General features: G+C 67.3%; 15 protein-coding genes. 9 read left to right on the top strand and 6 right to left on the bottom strand.

Annotated elements, in window-relative coordinates:
• Nucleotides 1-21: 21 nt before the first annotated feature.
• On the bottom strand, nt 22-618 hold the full coding sequence (locus AWB95_RS22200; protein ID WP_062541307.1) for a TetR/AcrR family transcriptional regulator: 597 nt from the start codon (nt 616-618) through the stop codon (nt 22-24).
• Nucleotides 619-710: 92 nt separating this feature from the next.
• Between AWB95_RS22200 and mshB the strand changes: the two genes are divergently transcribed.
• The 4 genes from mshB (at nt 711) to AWB95_RS22180 (ending at nt 5,500) form a co-directional block, all read left to right on the top strand.
• Nucleotides 711-1,619 carry an N-acetyl-1-D-myo-inositol-2-amino-2-deoxy-alpha-D-glucopyranoside deacetylase gene (mshB, locus tag AWB95_RS22195; protein ID WP_062541308.1) on the top strand — a complete coding sequence of 303 codons (909 nt, stop codon included), beginning with the start codon at nt 711-713 and terminating at the stop codon, nt 1,617-1,619.
• Between the two features lie 137 nt (nt 1,620-1,756).
• The gene (locus tag AWB95_RS22190; protein ID WP_062541310.1) at nt 1,757-2,188 is read left to right on the top strand and encodes a hypothetical protein; all 432 of its coding nucleotides are present in this window, start codon (nt 1,757-1,759) and stop codon (nt 2,186-2,188) included.
• Between the two features lie 76 nt (nt 2,189-2,264).
• Nucleotides 2,265-4,811, top strand: coding sequence for a bifunctional FO biosynthesis protein CofGH (locus AWB95_RS22185; RefSeq protein WP_062541309.1), 2,547 nt, complete (start codon nt 2,265-2,267; stop codon nt 4,809-4,811).
• Between the two features lie 143 nt (nt 4,812-4,954).
• Nucleotides 4,955-5,500: a YbhB/YbcL family Raf kinase inhibitor-like protein gene (locus AWB95_RS22180; RefSeq protein WP_084707306.1), complete on the top strand. Its 546-nt coding sequence runs from the start codon at nt 4,955-4,957 to the stop codon at nt 5,498-5,500.
• A gap of 74 nt (nt 5,501-5,574) precedes the next feature.
• Here the strand turns inward: AWB95_RS22180 and AWB95_RS22175 are convergent, their stop codons facing one another.
• Nucleotides 5,575-7,584 carry an NADPH-dependent 2,4-dienoyl-CoA reductase gene (locus tag AWB95_RS22175; RefSeq protein WP_085168652.1) on the bottom strand — a complete coding sequence of 670 codons (2,010 nt, stop codon included), beginning with the start codon at nt 7,582-7,584 and terminating at the stop codon, nt 5,575-5,577.
• The gene (locus AWB95_RS22170; protein ID WP_062539317.1) at nt 7,581-8,126 is read right to left on the bottom strand and encodes a PadR family transcriptional regulator; all 546 of its coding nucleotides are present in this window, start codon (nt 8,124-8,126) and stop codon (nt 7,581-7,583) included. The genes AWB95_RS22175 and AWB95_RS22170 overlap by 4 nt, the downstream gene beginning before the upstream one ends.
• Nucleotides 8,127-8,278: 152 nt before the next feature.
• Between AWB95_RS22170 and fdxA the strand changes: the two genes are divergently transcribed.
• From fdxA to AWB95_RS22145, 5 genes are read left to right on the top strand one after another with little or no spacing between them, the layout of a single operon-like run.
• Nucleotides 8,279-8,605: a ferredoxin gene (gene fdxA / locus AWB95_RS22165; RefSeq protein WP_045380648.1), complete on the top strand. Its 327-nt coding sequence runs from the start codon at nt 8,279-8,281 to the stop codon at nt 8,603-8,605.
• Between the two features lie 32 nt (nt 8,606-8,637).
• Nucleotides 8,638-9,720, top strand: a complete 1,083-nt coding sequence (dapC, locus tag AWB95_RS22160) for a succinyldiaminopimelate transaminase (protein ID WP_099539637.1) — start codon at nt 8,638-8,640, stop codon at nt 9,718-9,720.
• Between the two features lie 12 nt (nt 9,721-9,732).
• Entirely contained in the window at nt 9,733-11,505 is a 1,773-nt protein-coding gene (locus AWB95_RS22155; protein WP_062539315.1) for an acyl-CoA dehydrogenase family protein, read from the top strand.
• Complete coding sequence (locus AWB95_RS22150; protein WP_062539314.1) at nt 11,505-13,832, top strand: APC family permease; 2,328 nt, start codon at nt 11,505-11,507, stop codon at nt 13,830-13,832. The genes AWB95_RS22155 and AWB95_RS22150 overlap by 1 nt, the downstream gene beginning before the upstream one ends.
• A 50-nt stretch (nt 13,833-13,882) precedes the next feature.
• Nucleotides 13,883-14,284, top strand: coding sequence for a hypothetical protein (locus AWB95_RS22145; RefSeq protein WP_062539313.1), 402 nt, complete (start codon nt 13,883-13,885; stop codon nt 14,282-14,284).
• A gap of 193 nt (nt 14,285-14,477) precedes the next feature.
• On the opposite strand, the gene AWB95_RS23540 is transcribed toward AWB95_RS22145, so the two are convergent.
• Genes AWB95_RS23540 through AWB95_RS22130 form a run of 3 tightly spaced genes read right to left on the bottom strand, consistent with a single transcriptional unit; the run spans nt 14,478 to nt 18,278 of the window.
• Nucleotides 14,478-14,957: a hypothetical protein gene (locus AWB95_RS23540; protein WP_062539312.1), complete on the bottom strand. Its 480-nt coding sequence runs from the start codon at nt 14,955-14,957 to the stop codon at nt 14,478-14,480.
• Between the two features lie 55 nt (nt 14,958-15,012).
• Nucleotides 15,013-17,685 carry a cytochrome P450 gene (locus tag AWB95_RS24045; RefSeq protein WP_084707018.1) on the bottom strand — a complete coding sequence of 891 codons (2,673 nt, stop codon included), beginning with the start codon at nt 17,683-17,685 and terminating at the stop codon, nt 15,013-15,015.
• Nucleotides 17,682-18,278, bottom strand: a complete 597-nt coding sequence (locus AWB95_RS22130) for a TetR/AcrR family transcriptional regulator (RefSeq protein WP_062539311.1) — start codon at nt 18,276-18,278, stop codon at nt 17,682-17,684. The genes AWB95_RS24045 and AWB95_RS22130 overlap by 4 nt, the downstream gene beginning before the upstream one ends.
• Nucleotides 18,279-18,317 lie beyond the last annotated feature (39 nt).

Below are 18,317 nucleotides of genomic sequence, written 5' to 3'. Positions count from 1 at the left end.
TGCTGCGCAAGTTATTTAGTGCTAGACGCGCACCGCTGCCGAGAGCGGGATCACGGTGTCGACGATGCGAATCAGTTGGCGCTTGTTCGGCGGAGCGCCGGTGAGCAGCAGATGCTGGTTGATCAACGCCGGGCCGACCCGCGCGGTCAGCGGAGTCAGCGCCGCGGAGTCGATTTCGCCGTTTTGTTCGCCGGCGCGCAGGATCGATTCGATGATCCGCAGGCGGGGCGCCACCACGGCGTCGGCGAAGATGGCGCGCAGTTCGGGTTCGTGAATGAGCTGGCCCATGATCGCCAGGCTGGGAAACGCGGTCTTGCCGGCCAGCACATCGCAGTGAGCGGTGAACACGGCGAGCAGATTTTCCCGGGCCGATCGATCGTCGCGCGGCTCGGGCAGCGGCGGCAGCGCGTACCGCAGCGCGTCCTGCACCAGCGCATACTTGCTGGGCCAACGGCGATACAGCGCAGCCTTGCCGGTCCGGGCCCGCGCGGCAATTCCCTCCATGGTCAGCCCGGCATAGCCCACGGCAGTCAGTTCGGCCAGCGCAGCGTCGTACAGCGCGTGCTCGAGTTCCTTGCCGCGCCGACGGGTGCGGACGGTGCTGCTCTGCTGGGCCATCCCCCGATAGTAGTCGGTGGCGTTTCTCTTTGCGGACGGTTGTTCGGACTCCGGCTGCGGCCCAAGCGTTTTGCACTCGGTATGGTGCCTGCATGCCGGAGACGCCGCGACTGTTGTTCGTGCACGCGCATCCCGACGACGAAAGCCTGACCAACGGCGCCACAATCGCCCACTACGCCGCGCGCGGGGCGCAGGTGCACGTCGTCACCTGCACGCTCGGCGAGGAAGGCGAGGTCATCGGCGACCGCTGGGCACAGCTGACCGTCGACCACGCCGACCAGCTCGGTGGTTACCGCATCGCCGAGCTCACCGCGGCCTTGCAAGCCCTCGGCGTCGGCGAACCGATTTTCCTGGGCGGCGCGGGACGCTGGCGTGATTCCGGCATGGCCGGCACGCCAGCGCGCCGGCAGCGGCGTTTCGTCGACGCCGACGAACGCCAAGCCGTCGGCGCCCTCGTCGCGCTGATCCGCCAGCTGCGCCCGCACGTCGTGGTGACCTACGACCCCGACGGCGGGTACGGGCACCCCGACCACATCCACACCCACGTCGTCACCACCGCCGCGGTCGCGGCTGCCGCCACCGACGACTGCCCCGGCGCGCCGTGGTCGGTGCCGAAGCTCTATTGGACAGTGATCGCCAGGAGCGCCTTTCTGGCGGGCTGGGCCGCGCTGACGCCCGAGGATCTGCGGCCGGAATGGACGGTGCCAGCCGGCGAGGCCACCGACTTCGACGGTATGGGCTACGCCGACGAGGACATCGACGCCGTCGTTGACGCCGAGCACGCGCTGCCGGCCAAGCGGGCGGCGCTGGCCGCGCACGCCACCCAGGTGGTCGTCGGCCCGACCGGGCGGGCGTGCGCCTTGTCGAACAATCTCGCCCTGCCCATCCTCGGCCAGGAGCACTATGTTCTGGCCAGTGGCACTGCCGGAAAGCGCGACGAACGCGGCTGGGAGACCGATCTGCTCGCCGGACTCGATCTCGCCGAGTCGGCCACCCGGTAGGCTGCTGACCAAGCAGCCGCGGAAGGACTTGGGATGGATCCTGATCTGGACTACAACCAGCAGCATTGGCAGGACCGACTTGACAGCTTCCAGTGGGTAATCGGATCGCTGGTCGCGCAGCTGGACAGCATTCCCACCTGACCGCCACCAAGCCGAGCGCCGGGCCAGTCGACGACACCGGCGCGACGGATCCCGCCATTCGTCTGGTGGTCTTGACGTTGCTGGCGGTCGACGGCGTTCTCTCCGCGATCACCGGCGCGCTGCTGCTGCCGGCCTACATCGGCTCCGTTCCGTTTCCGATCAGCGCGTTGATCAGTGGCCTGGTCAACGCGGCCCTGGTCTGGGCCGCCGGACGGTGGACCACGTCGGCGCGGGTGGCCGCGCTGCCGCTGTGGACGTGGTTGCTGACGGTGGCGGCGATGACGTTCGGCGGCCCCGGTGACGACGTCCTTCTGGGTGGCCGCGGAGTAATGGCCTACAGCGCGCTTCTGCTGATCGTGCTCGGTGCGCTGCCACCCGGGTGGGTGCTGTGGCGGCGGCGGGCGCATAGGTCGGGGGAGCAGACCTAGCGGTGCGGCCCGGGATTACTGTTGCCCGTATGGCAGGACCGCGGATGAAATTCGACCGGGCGGAAGTTACACCAACGTGCCGCTGACCCCGGATGACCTGCCGACCCCTGTGGTGCCGTCGTCTGCGCTGCGCCGTGTGTTGCGGCGGGCCCGTGACGGGGTGGCGCTGAACGTCGACGAGGCCGCCATCGCGATGACCGCACGCGGCGAGGATCTGGCGGATCTGTGCCATAGCGCGGCGCGGGTGCGCGACGCGGGTTTGGAATCGGCGGGACGGCGGGGCGCGAATGGCCGGCTGCCGGTCAGCTACTCGCGCAAGGTGTTCATTCCGGTGACTCACCTGTGCCGCGACACCTGCCACTACTGCACGTTTGTCACCGTGCCGGGCAAGCTGCGTGCGCAGGGCGCCGGCATGTACCTGGAACCCGACGAAATCCTCGGCATCGCCCGCCGTGGTGGCGAACTCGGTTGCAAGGAAGCGTTATTCACGCTCGGCGACCGGCCCGAAGACCGTTGGCCGGAGGCGCGGCAATGGCTCGACGAGCGCGGCTATGACTCCACGCTGTCGTATGTGCGCGCGACGGCGATCCGGGTGCTGGAGGAAACCGGGCTGTTGCCGCACCTGAATCCCGGGGTGATGAGTTGGTCGGAGCTGTCGCGGCTCAAGCCGGTTGCGCCCTCGATGGGCATGATGCTCGAGACGACGTCGCGGCGGCTGTTCGAAACCCGCGGGCTGGCCCACTATGGCAGCCCGGACAAGGACCCGGCGGTGCGGCTGCGCACATTGACCGACGCGGGGCGCCTCTCGATTCCGTTCACGACCGGTCTGCTGGTGGGCATCGGCGAGACGCTGGCCGAGCGTGCCGAGACGTTGCATGCGATCCGCAAGTCGCACAAGGAGTTCGGGCATGTCCAGGAAGTGATCGTGCAGAACTTCCGGGCCAAAGAGCACACTGCGATGGCCGCGACGCCCGACGCCGGTATCGACGACTTCCTGGCGACGGTGGCCGTCGCGCGCCTGGTGCTCGGCCCGGGAATGCGCATCCAGGCGCCGCCGAACCTGGTGTCGCGCGACGAATGCCTGGCTCTGATCGCCGCAGGCGTTGACGATTGGGGCGGCGTGTCACCGCTGACCCCCGACCACGTCAACCCCGAAAGACCCTGGCCCGCCTTGGATGAGCTGGCCGCCGTGACCGCCGAGGCGGGCTACGACCTGGTGGAGCGGCTGACCGCGCAGCCTAAGTACGTACAGGCCGGGGCCGCGTGGATTGACCCGCGGGTACGCGAACATGTTGCGGCACTGGCAGATCCGGCCACCGGTTGGGCGCGCGACGTCAACCCGGTCGGGTTGCCGTGGCAGGAGCCCGACGACGTGGGTTCCAGTGGCCGGGTGGATTTGCACGCGGCGATCGACGTGCAGGGCCGTGCCAGTGAGGCCCGCAGCGACCTGGATAGTGCTTTCGGTGACTGGGATTCGATCCGCGCGCATGTCTACGAGTTGGCCGCCCGCGCGCCCGAACGCATCGACACTGACGTGCTGGCCGCGCTGCGCTCGGCCGAACGTGATCCGGCCGGCCTTAGCGACGCCGAATATCTGGCGTTGGCTTGTGCGGATGGTCCGGCGCTGGACGCCGTTGCGGCGCTAGCGGATTCGCTGCGTCGCGACACTGTCGGCGATGACGTGACGTTCGTGGTGAACCGCAACATCAACTTCACCAACATCTGCTACACCGGTTGCCGGTTCTGCGCGTTCGCCCAGCGCAAGGGTGATGCCGACGCGTATTCGCTGTCGACGGCCGAGGTTGCCGACCGGGCGTGGGAGGCGCACGTCGCCGGCGCCACCGAGGTATGCATGCAGGGCGGCATCGACCCGGAGCTGCCGGTCACCGGCTACGCCGACCTGGTGCGTGCGGTCAAGGCGCGGGTGCCGTCGATGCACGTGCATGCGTTCTCGCCGATGGAGATCGCCAACGGGGTGACCAAGAGCGGGCTTTCGATCAGGGAGTGGCTGATCAGCCTGCGCGAGGCCGGGCTGGACACCATCCCCGGCACCGCCGCCGAGATTCTCGACGACGAGGTGCGCTGGGTGCTCACCAAGGGCAAGTTGCCCACCTCGATGTGGATCGAGATCGTGACTACCGCGCACGAGGTGGGGCTGCGGTCGAGCTCGACGATGATGTACGGCCACGTCGACAATCCCCGGCATTGGGTGGGCCACCTCAACGTGTTGCGCGAAATCCAGGACCGCACCGGGGGATTCACCGAGTTCGTGCCACTGCCGTTCGTCCATCAGAGTTCGCCGCTGTATCTGGCCGGCGCGTCGCGCCCGGGGCCCAGCCACCGCGACAACCGCGCGGTGCACGCGCTGGCCCGGATCATGTTGCACGGCAGGATCTCTCACATCCAGACCAGCTGGGTGAAGCTCGGGGTCGAGCGCACCCAGGTGATGCTCAACGGCGGCGCGAACGACTTGGGCGGCACGCTGATGGAGGAGACCATTTCCCGGATGGCCGGTTCGGAACACGGCTCGGCCAAGACCGTCGCGGAGCTGGTCGCGATCGCCGAGGGCATCGGGCGTCCCGCCCGCCAGCGCACCACGACGTACGCGCCGCTGGCCGCGTAACGTTTTTGGGCCTCTTCTTGCCGCGAGCGTGCGTGTCCCCGGCCCGACACGCCGGGCTGACATACGGGTTTGCGCACGCTCGCGGGCGATGGCGCCAGGGCCAGGCCTTTACTCGCTGACCGAGAGCGGGTATACACACGCTCATGAGACCGGCGTTGGCCGCTCTTGCGGTGCTGATCCTGATGCTCCCCGGATGCAGCGGAGCTAAAGAGAATCCGCAAAACCAGCCGACGCCGTCGAAAGCCGCCAAGCTCGGTGTGAGCAGTCCCGCGTTCGCCGACAACACGCAGATCCCGGTCGAATACTCTTGCAAGGGCCGCAATGTGCCGCCGCCGCTGCGCTGGGACAACGTGCCGACCGGCGCCCAGTCGCTGGCTTTGGTGGTCGACGACCCCGACGCGCCCTCGGGGCTCTATATCCACTGGGTGGTCACCGGCATCCCGACGGCGACCACAGAGCTTGGGCCACTACCGCCGGGAGCGAGCGTCAGTCTGAACTCCGCCGGTAAGCCAGAGTATTTCGGGCCGTGCCCGCCGGCCGGCAGCGGAGTGCATCACTACCGTTTCCAGCTGTATGCCCTGAACAAGCCGTTGGCGCTGGCTCCCACGACGCCGGCGCCCGAAGCGACTAAAGCGATCGCGGATGCGGCCAGCGCCCAGGGCACAACCGTGGGCTTGTTCAGCGGGTAGCCGCGAGCGTGCGGGATCCCGGCGACACGCTCGGCGTGTCGGCCGAGGACACGCACGCTCGCGCAAAATGGGGGCTACAGCCGGGCGGCTAGCTCGGTGCCCTGGCGGATGGCTCGCTTGGCGTCCAGCTCGACGGCCAGCGCTGCACCGCCGATCACATGCGGCTCAATCCCGTTGCGGCGCAAGTCTTCTTCGAGGTCACGGACCGGCTCCTGGCCGGCGCAGATCACGACATTGTCCACGGCGAGAAGCTGCCGCCGCGGCCCGATGCTGATGTGCAGCCCGTCGTCGTCGATCTGTTCGTAGGTCACCCCGGAAAGCTGTTGCACGCCTTTGGCTTTCAGCGACGCACGGTGTACCCACCCGCTGGTCTTGCCCAGTCGTCTGCCCTGGGGGCCCTTGCTACGCTGCAACAGATACACCTCGCGGGCCGGCGGCGCGGGAATCGGCGCCACCAGCGCGCCGCGGGCTTCCTGCGGATCGGCCGCACCCCATTCGGCCTTCCACTCTTTGAGGTTGAGTGTCGGTGAGGAGCCGGTGACCAGGAACTCGCTGACGTCGAAGCCGATACCGCCGGCGCCGATCACGGCCACACTCGTACCCACGGGCCTGACGCCGGTGATGGCCTCGGCGTAGGTCATCACCATGGGATGCTCGATGCCGGGAATCGGCGGAATCCGCGGCGCCACACCGGTGGCCAGCACGACGTCGTCGTAGCCGGTCAAATCCGCGGCGGCCACCCGGGTGCCGAGCCGCACAGTGACACCGTGTTTGGCAAGCATCGTGGTGAAATAGCGGATCGTTTCACTGAATTCCTCTTTGCCGGGAATCCGTCGGGCCAGGTCGAATTGGCCGCCGATGAACTCGTTGGCCTCGAACAGCGTGACGGCATGGCCGCGCTGCGCGGCGTTGACCGCGGCGGCCAGCCCGGCGGGCCCCGCCCCGACCACCGCCGCTGTGCGAGCACGTCGGGCCGGGGCCAGCACCAGTTGCGTTTCGCGGCCGGCCCGCGGGTTGAGCAGACACGACACCGCCTTATGCGCGAACGCATGGTCCAGACACGCCTGGTTGCACGCGATGCAGGTGTTGATCTCGTCGGCGCGATCAGCAGCGGCCTTGAGCACCCACTCCGGGTCACTCAACAGCGGCCGGGCCATCGAGATCAGCTGTATCCGCGTGTCGGCCAGGATTTGTTCGGCGGCCTGCGGCATGTTGATCCGGTTGGACGCCACCACGGGAATGCTCACGTGTTCGGCGACGGCGTCACTGATGTCGACGAACGCGCCGGCCGGCACCGAGGTGACGATCGTCGGAACCCGCGCTTCGTGCCAGCCGAACCCGGAGTTGATCATGGTCGCCCCGGCTGCCTCGACTTCGGTTGCCAGCGCGACGATTTCATCCCAGCTCTGACCGTCCTCGACGTAGTCGGCCATCGACATCCGATAGCAGACGATGAAGTCGGGACCGACGGCAGCGCGGGTGCGGCGCACGATTTCCACCGGGAACCGACGCCGATTCGCAGCACTGCCGCCCCAGGCGTCGGTGCGCTTGTTGGTCCGGGGCGCCAGAAACTGGTTGAGCAAATAGCCTTCGCTGCCCATGATTTCGACACCGTCGTAGCCCGCCTCGCGGGCCAACGAGGCGCAGCGGGCGAAATCGGAGATGGTACTCTGCACACCGCGCGACGACAGCGCCCGCGGCCGAAACGGGTTGATCGGCGCTTTGATCGACGACGCGCTCACCGAAAGCGGATGGTACGCATAGCGTCCGGCGTGCAGGATCTGCAGCAGGATTTTGCCGCCGGCGTCATGCACGGCCGCAGTGATGCGCCGGTGCCGTCGCGCCTCGGTGGAGGACACCAGCTCGGAGGCGAACGGCAGCAGCCAGCCGGTGCGGTTGGGTGCGTAGCCGCCGGTGATGATCAGCCCGACGCCGCCGCGGGCGCGTTCGGCGAAATACTCGGCCAGCCGGTCGATGTGGTGGGCGCGGTCTTCCAGCCCGGTGTGCATCGACCCCATCACGACGCGGTTGCGTAGGGTGGTGAACCCGAGGTCCAACGGCGACAACAGGTTTGGATACGTCATAGCGCCGCGGCCACTTCGTCGAGCCAGTCGACTGCGCTCTCCTCCGCGCGGATACCGCCGCGCAGCACCAGGTACTGATGCAGGGCGGCGCCGCGCAGCTTCGACGGATCGGGGAATTGCCGTTTCTCGAATCCCCGGTAGGCGTCCAGCAATTCGGCGTGTTCGGCACGCAGCGTCGCGATCTGCGTGCGCAGCGCGGCGACGTCGCCGTAGGCTGCGCCGCGCACCTTGACGGCCACGTCGCGGGTGCGGGTGTCCGACAGCGCGCTGCCCCTGCCGGTGAGCGGTTCGGCGATCCAGCGGGCCAGTTCGGCACGTCCGGCCTCGGAAACGGTGTAGACCTTCTTGTCCGGGCGACCCTGCTGGACCACGTGTGTCGCCTGCACCCAGCCGTCGTCCTCCATCGCGCGCAACGTGCGATAGATCTGCTGATGGGTCGCGGTCCAGAAGTACCCGATCGAGCGGTCGAATCGGTGGGCCAACTCGTAGCCCGACCCGGACTGTTCGCACAAGGAGACCAGGATCGCGTGGGGAAGCGCCACCAGGGCAGCATAGGGGGCCGGTCGAAGCCTATGCAACTAGTTGCACTGCACCGGGGTGCATAGCGGGTGGCGCGGCGGGTGTGTTAGATGCAACGTCTAGTATCAGTAACCAACGGATCCGCGTCATTGAACAGCACTTGGAGGAGACCTTCGTGACGTACACGATCGCCGAACCCTGCGTCGACATCAAGGACAAGGCATGCATCGAGGAGTGCCCGGTCGACTGCATCTATGAGGGCGCTCGGATGCTGTACATCCACCCCGACGAATGCGTGGACTGCGGCGCCTGCGAGCCGGTCTGCCCCGTCGAGGCGATCTTCTACGAAGACGACGTGCCCGAGCAGTGGAGCCAGTACACGCAGATCAACGCGGACTTCTTCGCCGAACTCGGCTCCCCCGGCGGCGCGGCGAAGGTCGGCATGACCGAAAACGACCCGCAGGTGGTCAAGGATCTGCCGCCACAGGGTGAGGGCGACTGAGCGAGAAAGTGATCCGCCGGCGCCGGTCGGCCGTGTCAGCCCTGCTGCCGGTGTTCCCCTGGGACACCCTGAGCGAAGCACGCGCACTGGCCGATTCGCACCCCGGCGGCATCGTCGACCTGTCCGTCGGCACACCCGTCGACCCGGTCGCGCCGCTGATCCGGGAGGCACTTGCCGGCGCCAGTGCCTCGCCGGGCTACCCCACCACCGCGGGCACGCCGCAGTTGCGGGAGTCCGCCGTCAAGGCGCTGAGCCGGCGCTTCGGCGTCACCGGCTTGGCCGAGACGGCTGTGCTCCCGGTGATCGGCACCAAGGAGCTGATCGCGTGGCTGCCGACGCTGCTGGGCCTGGGCGCCGCGGATCTGATCGTCGTGCCCGAGCTGGCCTACCCGACCTACGACGTCGGCGCGCGGCTGGCCGGGGCGCAGACGCTGCACGCCGACTCGCTCACCCAATTGGGGCCGCAGACCCCGGCGCTGGTGTACGTGAACTCGCCGAGCAACCCGACCGGGCGAGTGCTCGGTGTGGATCATCTGCGCAAGGTCGTGGGCTGGGCGCGCGAGCGCGGCGCGCTGGTGGCCTCCGACGAGTGTTATCTCGGCCTCGGCTGGGACGCCGAGCCGCTGTCGATCCTTCATCCGTCGGTGTGCGACGGCGACCACACCGGTCTGCTGGCGGTGCATTCGCTGTCCAAGAGCTCCTCGCTGGCCGGGTACCGGGCGGGCTTCGTCGCAGGCGATCCGCACGTGGTGAGCGAACTGCTGGCGGTGCGCAAGCACGCCGGGATGATGGTGCCCACCCCGGTCCAGGCCGCGATGGTCGCTGCTCTCGACGACGACGAGCACGAGCGCGAGCAACGCGACCGCTACCGTCTGCGGCGCGAATTGCTTTTGCCCGCCTTCCGCTCGGCGGGTTTCACCGCCGACCATTCCGAGGCCGGCCTGTATCTGTGGGTGACCCGCGGCGAGCCCTGCCGCGACACCGTCGGCTGGCTGGCTCAGCGCGGCATCCTGGTCGCGCCCGGCGAGTTCTACGGCCCCCGCGGCGCACGCCATGTGCGGGTGGCGCTGACCGCCACCGATGAACGGATCGCCGCGGCGGCCGCCCGGCTGTAATACGGTCGCAGGATGAGCGACTACGACGTCGAGGCCGTGGACCGGCTGCCGTTCAGCTCGCCAGAGAAATCCGAGCGCTATCGCACGGAGAACTACACCGGCGCGGTCGGGCTCAACTGGTATCGCACCGATCCGAGCCTGCAGTTCACGATGGCCTACTACCTGCAACCCGACGAGCTGGCCGTGGTCGAGCCGCATTTGGACCGCATCGGCGAGCTGATGGGCGGGCCGGTGGCGCGGTGGGCCGAGGAGACCGATCGCAACCCGGCGCGGCTCGAGCGCTACGACCGCTGGGGCCACGACGTCAGCCGGGTGGTGCAGCCGCCGTCGTTCACCGAATCCAAGCGGGCGGTGCTCGACGCGCACAAAAAGCTCAAGGACGACGCCCGGCGGGCCGGGGTCAATCCGTCGTTGCCGCTGTTCGCGGCCAACTATCTGCTGGACCAGGCCGACATCGGCATGGGCTGCGCGTTGGGTACCGGCGGCGGCATGGTCAAGGCGCTGGTCGCGGCGTACGCGCCGGCCGATGTCCGCGAGCATGTGCTGGCCAAGTTCGAGACGGGCGAGTGGGAGGGCGAGACCGCCCAGCTGCTGACCGAACGCACCGGAGGTTCGGATCTGGGCGCGCTGGAGACGACGGCGACGCGGCACGGCGACGGCTGGCTTCTCAACGGCTTCAAGTGGTTTGCGTCCAACTGCGACGGCCAGGTGTTCGTGGTGCTGGCCAAACCCGACGGTGCGCCCGACTCCGGCCGCGGCGTGGCGAACTTCCTGGTGCTGCGGACCCGTCGCGACGGGTCGCGCAACGGTGTGCGGATCCGGCGGCTGAAGGACAAGCTCGGCACCCGGTCGGTGGCCTCCGGTGAGGTGGAATTCGTTGACGCCGAAGCATTCCTACTGTCCGGCGAACCGTCCGATGAAGGCTCGCACGACGGGAGGGGGCTGGGCCGGATGATGGAGCTGACCAACGCCGCGCGGCTGGGTATCGCGCTGTTCGCGGTCGGCAACGCGCGCCGGGCGCTGGTCGAGTCGCTGTGTTACGCCCGGCGGCGAGAGGCGTTCGGCGGCGCGCTGATCGACAAGCCGTTGATGCGGCGCAAGCTGGCCGAGATGATCGTCGACGTCGAAGCCGCGTTGGCGCTGGTGTTCGACGGCACCGGCTTCGCCAACCATCGACAACCCCGGGCAGTCAGGCAGCGTATCGCCGTGCCGGTGACCAAGCTCAAGGTGTGCCGGCTGGGCATCACAATGGCCTCGGACGCAATAGAGATCCACGGCGGCAACGGCTACATCGAAACCTGGCCGGTGGCAAGGATATTGCGCGATGCGCAGGTCAACACCATCTGGGAGGGGCCCGACAACATCCTGTGCTTGGACGTGCGTCGCGGTATCGAGAAGATCCAGGCTCACCAGCCGCTGCTGGAGCGCTTGCACGACGCGGTGTCGGTGTCCGACGACGACGCCACGACGCAGTTGGTGAGCCGGCGCATCGCGGATCTGGATGCGGCTATCACCGCCTGGACCAAGCTGGAAGGCGATGTGGCCGAAGCGCGTTTATTCCCGCTCGCGCAATTCATGGGCGACGTGTACGCGGGCGCGTTGCTCACCGAGCAGGCCGCCTGGGAGCGCGAAACCAGGGCGGCCGACCGTAAGGCGCTGGTCGCCCGGTTGTACGCGCAGCGATACTTGGCCGACCGCGGGCCGCTGCGCGGCATCGACACCGACAGCGACGAGGCGATCGAGCGGTTCGACGAGCTCGTCGACGGCGCGCTGGTCACCGACTGATGACGTCGCCCGCCGGGCAGCCGCGCATCCCGCTGTCGATCACCGACGTCTTCAAGCGAATCTTCCTCGGCAAGCCGCTGATCACCGAGGAGCTCAGTTCCGAGCGGCTCTCGAATCCTGTTGCGTTGGGCGCCCTTTCGCCCGACGCGATCTCGTCCACCGCCTACGGTCCCGAGCAGATCATGATCGAACTGCTGCCACATGCGGGCCTGGCCGCGTTCGCGTTGCTGCTGCCGATCACCGGCGTGATTCTGTTGATCCTGGTGTTGGTGGCCGCATCGTATCGGCAGGTGGTGATGGCCTACACCCGCGCCGGTGGCTCGTACGTGGTTGCCCGGGAGAACTTCGGGCCCCGGACGGCACAGATCGCCGCCGCGGCACTGCTGATCGATTACGTGGTGACCGTGGCGGTGCAGTCGGCGGCGGGCACGGTCGCGGTGGTGTCGGCGATAACCGCGCTCGGTCCCTACAGCCTGGAAATCACGGTGGCCGTGGTGCTTGTGATCTGTTACGCCAACCTGCGCGGGTTGCGGGAGGCGGGCCTGCCGTTCGCGATCTCGACCTACTCGTTCGTCGTCATGATCGCGTTGACGATCGTGACCGGGGTGATCCGCCACATCTTCTGGGGCTTACCGACATACGACCCGCAGCACATTCCCGGAGCGGTGCCGGTTCACCAGGGCAACGGGCTGGTGATGGGTGCGACGATCCTGGTGTTGCTGCGAGCCTTCGCCAACGGGGGATCGTCGCTGACCGGCGTCGAGGCCATCTCCAACACGGTCAACGTCTTCCGTAAACCGCAGGGCGTCAACGCGCGTCGCGTCCTCACCACGATGGCCTGCATCCTCGGGTTCCTGCTGGCCGGTGTGGCCTACCTCGCCCATGTCACCCACTCCACCCCGTACGTCGACGAATACCCGTCGATGCTCTCCGAAATCGCCCGGGCGGTGTTCGGTCACGGGGTGATCGGCAACGCCCTGTACATCCTCGTCCAGGCGTCGACCGCAGCCATCTTGTTCACGGGCGCCAACACCAGTTTCAACGGTTTCCCGGCGTTGGCGAGCTTCGTTGCCGAGGACCGGTTTCTGCCGCGGCAGCTGACCAAGCGCGGTCATCGCCTGGTGTTTTCCAACGGCATCATCGCGCTCACCGCGCTGTCGGTGGCGCTGCTGATCGCCACCGGTGGTTCGGTCAATGCACTGGTGCCGTTCTACGCGATCGGTGTGTTCACCGGGTTCTCGATGGCCGGCTACGGAATGACCAAACACCATCTGACGCACCGCCAGCCCGGCTGGCGGCACAAGCTGGCGATCAACCTCTCCACCGGGATCTTGTCGACGATCATCGTCGGCATCTTCGCGGTGGCGAAGTTCACCGAAGGCGCCTGGCTGGTGGTAGTGGTCTTCCCGTTGATGGTGCTGGCGCTGATGCGGCTCAACAAGGAATACCGCGCCGAGGCCGCGATTCTCGAGATGTTCCGTACCGACCGCCCCGAATTGGTCAAGTACGCGCGGCACCGGGTGTTCGTCTTCGTCAACTCCGTCGACCTGGCGGTGATCGAGGCGCTGCGCTACGGGAGAGGGTTGCGCGCCGACGAATTGATCGCGGTGCATTTCATGGTGGACGCGGCCTACGCCGCGCAGTTGCGCAAGCGCTGGGACCGCTTCGAACTCGACACCCGGTTGCGCGTCGTGGACTGTCCGGATCGCCAGATCACCCGCGGGGCACAAGAACTGGTGCTTCGGGCGCTCAGCGAGCATCCCGACACCAACGTGACGGTACTGCTGCCACGTCGCACCTACGCGCCGCTGCTGGGGCGACTGCTCCATGACCGCACCGCGGACAAGATCGCCCGGGCCATCAGCCGGATCCCGGACGCGGCCGCGACCATCGTGCCCTACGACGTGCAATCCCGGATCGCGGAGGCGTTCCCCGATCTCTTCGAGCAGCGGATCGCGCGCAAACTGGACAAGATCGAAGCGCGGATCTCCCGCGGGGAACAACAAACGGTCCAGCAATACGAACACCCCGAACGGCCGCCGGCGGTGGTTCCCGTGGGCGGGCTCATCGAGGGACAGCGGGCCACCATCGAAGGACGGGTCAGTCAGGTCGAGGACATCACCAAGCGCCGCCAGACATTTCGGTGGATCGTCATCGGCGACGACAGCGGAGAAATACGGGTGACCTTCCACCCGGGGCGCGGCGACGACGTCCAGCCCGGCCAACTGCTCCGCATCACCGGAAAGGTGCGCGGCGGCGGCAATCGTCCGATGTCGATGGTCGACCCGGTGTACCAGGTGATCGAAGAACCGGTGGAATCGGCGTAGCAGGGCTGTTCGTTCACGTCGTGCGCCAATCAGTGGCAGAGTTTAGTGGCATGACGCCGAACCCGAAGGTTCCGAAACCCGGCGACATCAAATCCGCCGCTCAGGCCGCCGTGGAGACGGCGCAGTCGGTCGCCAGCGGTGCGATGCGAATTCCGCCGGCTTCGGTTCAGATCGCTGCACAGCTGCCGGATCTCGTGGAGAACCTCGCGGTAGCGACCGAGCGCCTCAACACAACGATCGATCGCGCGGAAAGGTACATCGCGCTTGCCGACCCTATGCTCCGAACGATGGACCGCTTGCTGCCACAGCTGGAGGCGCTGGTCGCGACCGGCAACGACGTATTCAAGGCGCTGTCCAGCCTCCCGGGAGTCACCACGTTGGGTCGACTCGCCGGCGGGCGGCCGTCGGACCAGCCGAGAACCGACAAGCGCGGAGGCAATCGGGCCACCTGACGCCTTCGTTCCGCCGCCGGAAGTGGCTCCGAAGGGGCGGTGTCAAAGCATGCCTGCCGCCGAATGTCGTCCAGTTGCTCGAAGAAATCATCGACGCTCGCCCACTCAGGCGTTCCTCAACGTCGTCGTCGCGTAACTGGATTGCACTGCGGGACTGCTGCGTTTATCACGTAATGTCAGCCGCTCCCCGGGATCACAACGTCGTGTCGTGGGCCGGCGGCCGATGTGACCGGTAGCGGCGATCCAGCGCGGCGGCTTCGTGGAATTGCTCTTCGGGGAGGGCGGCCGGCCGCGCACTCGCCGGTTCCGGAGACCCGGGCTCTGGAACACTCGGGGAATCGCCGCGCATCCACGCCGCCAGTTCGCCGATGACGATCAGGGTGCCGGCAGCGGTCAACGGAATCGCCCAGACGCGACGGTGCAGCAGGGCGCTCTTGCATTGGTCCACGTAGTTGGTGACCGGCCTGGAATGCTGCGCGGGCTCTTGATCGCTGACCGTCGCCTGCAGCAACTGGGTGTAGTAGCCGTTGCCGCATTTGATCTGGATGCCCCACCGGTCGTGTGCGTCGAGGTAGACGGGCAAGCACAGCACGATAAGCCCGCCGGCGAGCAGGGCGGTGCCGACGAGCATGGCCAACCAACCACGGGTTATCACCTTGGCTGATTCGTCCATGTCCCGATGATGCGCCCCGTGGCGGGGGGTTGCGCAAGCCTCGGCAACAGGTTTTTCAGGAAGTGAGGTTGTAGTCGTGGTCGCAGGTCTCGGTGAGCATCGTGGTCAGCCGCTTGCGGTCGAAGGGCCACAGGTCGATGTGGTTGTCGTCGGCGAAGTACCAGGAGTTGCAGCCGGTATTCCAGACTGTTGGTCTCATTGCTTCCGCAATGTCGTCGGCGAAGCGGTTGGTGGCTTCCTCGGTGATTTCGACGGCGGTGATCTCGCCGTCGCGGAATCGGCGCAGCCATCCGGTGACGTAGTGCGCGGTCAGTTCGGCGACGTGTTGCAGTGACATCGACCCGGAGGGGGAGTTGGGGCCCAAAATGGTGAACAGGTTGGGGAATCCGGGGATTGCGGTCATCGCCCACGCGCGCGGTCCCTTTGACCAGGCGTCGTCGATCGACAGGCCGTCGCGGCCGCGCAGGTTCATTGGTCGCATGTAGTTGTGCGCCTGAAACCCGGTCGCCAGCACGATGATGTCGACATCATGGTGGACGCCGTCGGCGGTTCGTATCCCGGTCGGGGTGACCGCGGCAATGGCCTCGGTGACGAAGCTGGCGTTGGGCTTGCCGATCCGCCGGTAGTAGCTGGCGGAGACCACCTGACGTTTGCAGAACGGCTGGTAGCCGGGGGTGAGGCGAGCGCGAAGGTCCTTGTCCCGCACCTGCACTCGAAGGCACATCCGCGCGTAGCGCTGGGCCAGGCGTCTCCGCCAGGTCGGCCGGGTAACCAGGTCGACCACGAGATCGGAACCGACGCGCTGCGCACGGTCGACGGTCCAGGCGAGCCCTGGCAGTGCTTGCAGCAGCCGACCGACGACGCGGGGTTGGCGCAGACCCATCGGCATCCACATCACCCACTGCGGGGTGCGGACGAAATGCGTGATATGCGCGGCGTCGGGCTGTAGTGCGGAAAAGACTTGTACGCCAGTGGATCCGCTGCCGATCACCGCCACGCGTCGGCCGGCGGTGCCGACTTCTGTCCAGCGGGCGGTGTGCACCACCGGCCCGGCGAACGAGTCCAGTCCGGGAATGTCCGGGATCGACGGATGGTGCAAGACACCGGTTGCGGCGACCAGGAAGTCGGCGTCGATCGTGTCACCGTCGGCGGTGCACACCTGCCATCGGTTTTCCGTCCACGCTGCCGAGGTGACCTCGCAGTCCAGCCGAAGATGTGGACCCAGGTGCAGGCGGCCGACGAGGTCGCGGTGGTATTGCCGGATCTCCTCGCCGGTGGCCCAGACGTGTTTCCAGTCGGGCTTTGGCGCGAACGCGAACTGGTAAGTGTGCGACGGCACGTCGCATCGCAGACCCGGGTAGCGGTTCCAATGCCAGACGCCGCCGACGTCGGAAGCCTTTTCCAGAATCGTGAAGTTGGTAAACCCGGCTTGCCGGAAGGTATGAGCGGCGGCGATGCCCGCCATGCCGGCGCCGACGATCACGATCCGGGGGTCGCGCCGGCTGGCCGAGGGTTCGACGACGACCGGCAGCGGGCGAAGTCCGCGCAGTACCGGGCCGGCGATCCGCGTCGGAGTCCCGCCTGGCGCTAGGTGTGGTAGCCGACGTGCGAGCATCTCGATCGCCGCCCGGCTTTCCATGCGGGCCAGGGCATTGCCGATGCAGAAGTGGATTCCGGACCCGAACGCAAGGTGCTCGTTGGACTCTCGGTCGAGCCGGAACTCGTCGGGGTCTTCCCAGTGGCGGAGGTCGCGATTGGCGGAGCCGATCAGCGGCAGCACTCTGGCGCCGGCGGGGATCGTGGTACCGCCGACGGTGACGTCCGTGGTGGTAATCCGGAGCAGGCCCTGGCCGGGCCCGTCGAAGCGCAGTGTCTCCTCCACGGCGGCCGCCGCCAGCGCCGGGTCGGCGGTGATCTGCCGCCACAGATCTGGGCGCTCGAACAACGCCAGCATGGCGTTGGAGATGAGGTTCGTGGTCGTCTCGTTGCCGGCGACCAGCAGCAGGACGCAGAAGTTGATGAGTTCGGCGAGGCTCAGTGCGTCATTGTCGCCGGTGATCAGCAGACTGACCAGGTCGTCGCCGGGATTTCGGCGCCGCTTGCGCACGGTTCGTGCGAAGAACAACGAGATCTCGGCGGCGCTGGCAAGCATCTTGGTCAAGCTGCCGCCGGTGAGTAGCCCGTTGACCAGATTGTCCGACCAGCGCTTGAAGTCGTCGTGACGATCGGCGGGGATACCCATCATCTCGGCGATCACGATTGTGGGTAGCGGGGATGCCAGATCGGTGACCAGATCACCCGGCCCGGCTTTTGCGGCGATGTCGTCGACGAGGTGCTCGGCGATCTGCCGGATGCGCGGCTCCCACGCGGCGATACGTCTCGGGGTGAACGCCCGGCTCACTTTGCGGCGCAGCACCGTGTGCTCGGGCGGGTCGCTGGTGAGCAGGGTACGAAGCGGCACAACGCGTCCGAGCGCACCCGCGAGCCGGTGCGGGATCTTCATGGTGGGGTTGAACGGGTTGTCGTCGAAGCGTGAGGCTGTGCCGAGATCCGAGGAGAACCGTTGTGCATCGCGCACCGCGACCGCCACGTCGTCGTGGCGGCTGAGGATCCATAGATCCGGATCGTTGCTGTGATACACCGGCGCCGTGTCGCGCAGCCGGGCATAGTGCGGGTACGGGTCGGCAATGACGGCCGGATCGTTCAAATCGAAGACACTGTGGGTCATGTGGGCGCTCCGATCGCGGTCATCAGTGTGCGGACCCACTGGCGAATGAATCGGTCCTCGTCGATTCCCAGCGGACGATCATTGTGGATAGACGTTGCGATCCAATAGTTCTCGATCGCACCGAGCCAGATTGCGGTGATCGCTTCGAAGTCGCGGTCTACTGAATCGTCTTGCGGTGCTTTGTCTTGGAGCCACTTGGCCAGAAATTGCCGCGACCGGGCGAATAGCCGGTCGCGGGCGTCGGCCATCACCTCCGGGAACCGGTCGCCTTCCTTGGCCATCACGCGAATCAGGTTGCGCCAGTTGGTCATCAGCACCAGCGAGCCACGGGCAACCAGCGTCAGCTCGGCCTCGAGGTTGCCCAGCGACAGCATCGGCGCGAGCGTGAAACTCGCATCTGCGGTCTGAATAGCCCGCTCGACGGCGGCGGCCATGACCTGTTGCTTCGACCCGAAATGGGTGTACAGGGCTCCGGAGTGCGGCGACAGCCCGGCCGCTTCTTCGATCGAGGCGACCGACGTGCCGGCATAACCGTGTTCGGCGAACAGCCGCAGCGCCTCGTTCAGGATCCGATCGCGGGTGCTGTCGGCCACGGCGTCATCCAATCAAATGCTTGGGCATTCCAAGCATGT

It is taken from the genome of Mycobacterium celatum, assembly GCF_002101595.1.
Classification (GTDB): Bacteria; Actinomycetota; Actinomycetes; order Mycobacteriales; family Mycobacteriaceae; genus Mycobacterium; species Mycobacterium celatum.
Note: the sequence above shows the minus strand (reverse complement) of the source record. Positions and strands in the feature narration are given on the sequence as shown.

Coding starts and splice junctions, on each gene's coding strand:
- AWB95_RS22200 (WP_062541307.1), bottom strand. CDS start 618: ATGGCCCAGCAGAGCAGCACCGTCCGCACCCGTCGGCGCGGCAAGGAA.
- mshB (WP_062541308.1), top strand. CDS start 711: ATGCCGGAGACGCCGCGACTGTTGTTCGTGCACGCGCATCCCGACGAC.
- AWB95_RS22180 (WP_084707306.1), top strand. CDS start 4,955: ATGAGACCGGCGTTGGCCGCTCTTGCGGTGCTGATCCTGATGCTCCCC.
- AWB95_RS22175 (WP_085168652.1), bottom strand. CDS start 7,584: ATGACGTATCCAAACCTGTTGTCGCCGTTGGACCTCGGGTTCACCACC.
- AWB95_RS22155 (WP_062539315.1), top strand. CDS start 9,733: ATGAGCGACTACGACGTCGAGGCCGTGGACCGGCTGCCGTTCAGCTCG.
- AWB95_RS22150 (WP_062539314.1), top strand. CDS start 11,505: ATGACGTCGCCCGCCGGGCAGCCGCGCATCCCGCTGTCGATCACCGAC.
- AWB95_RS22145 (WP_062539313.1), top strand. CDS start 13,883: ATGACGCCGAACCCGAAGGTTCCGAAACCCGGCGACATCAAATCCGCC.
- AWB95_RS23540 (WP_062539312.1), bottom strand. CDS start 14,957: ATGGACGAATCAGCCAAGGTGATAACCCGTGGTTGGTTGGCCATGCTC.
- AWB95_RS24045 (WP_084707018.1), bottom strand. CDS start 17,685: ATGACCCACAGTGTCTTCGATTTGAACGATCCGGCCGTCATTGCCGAC.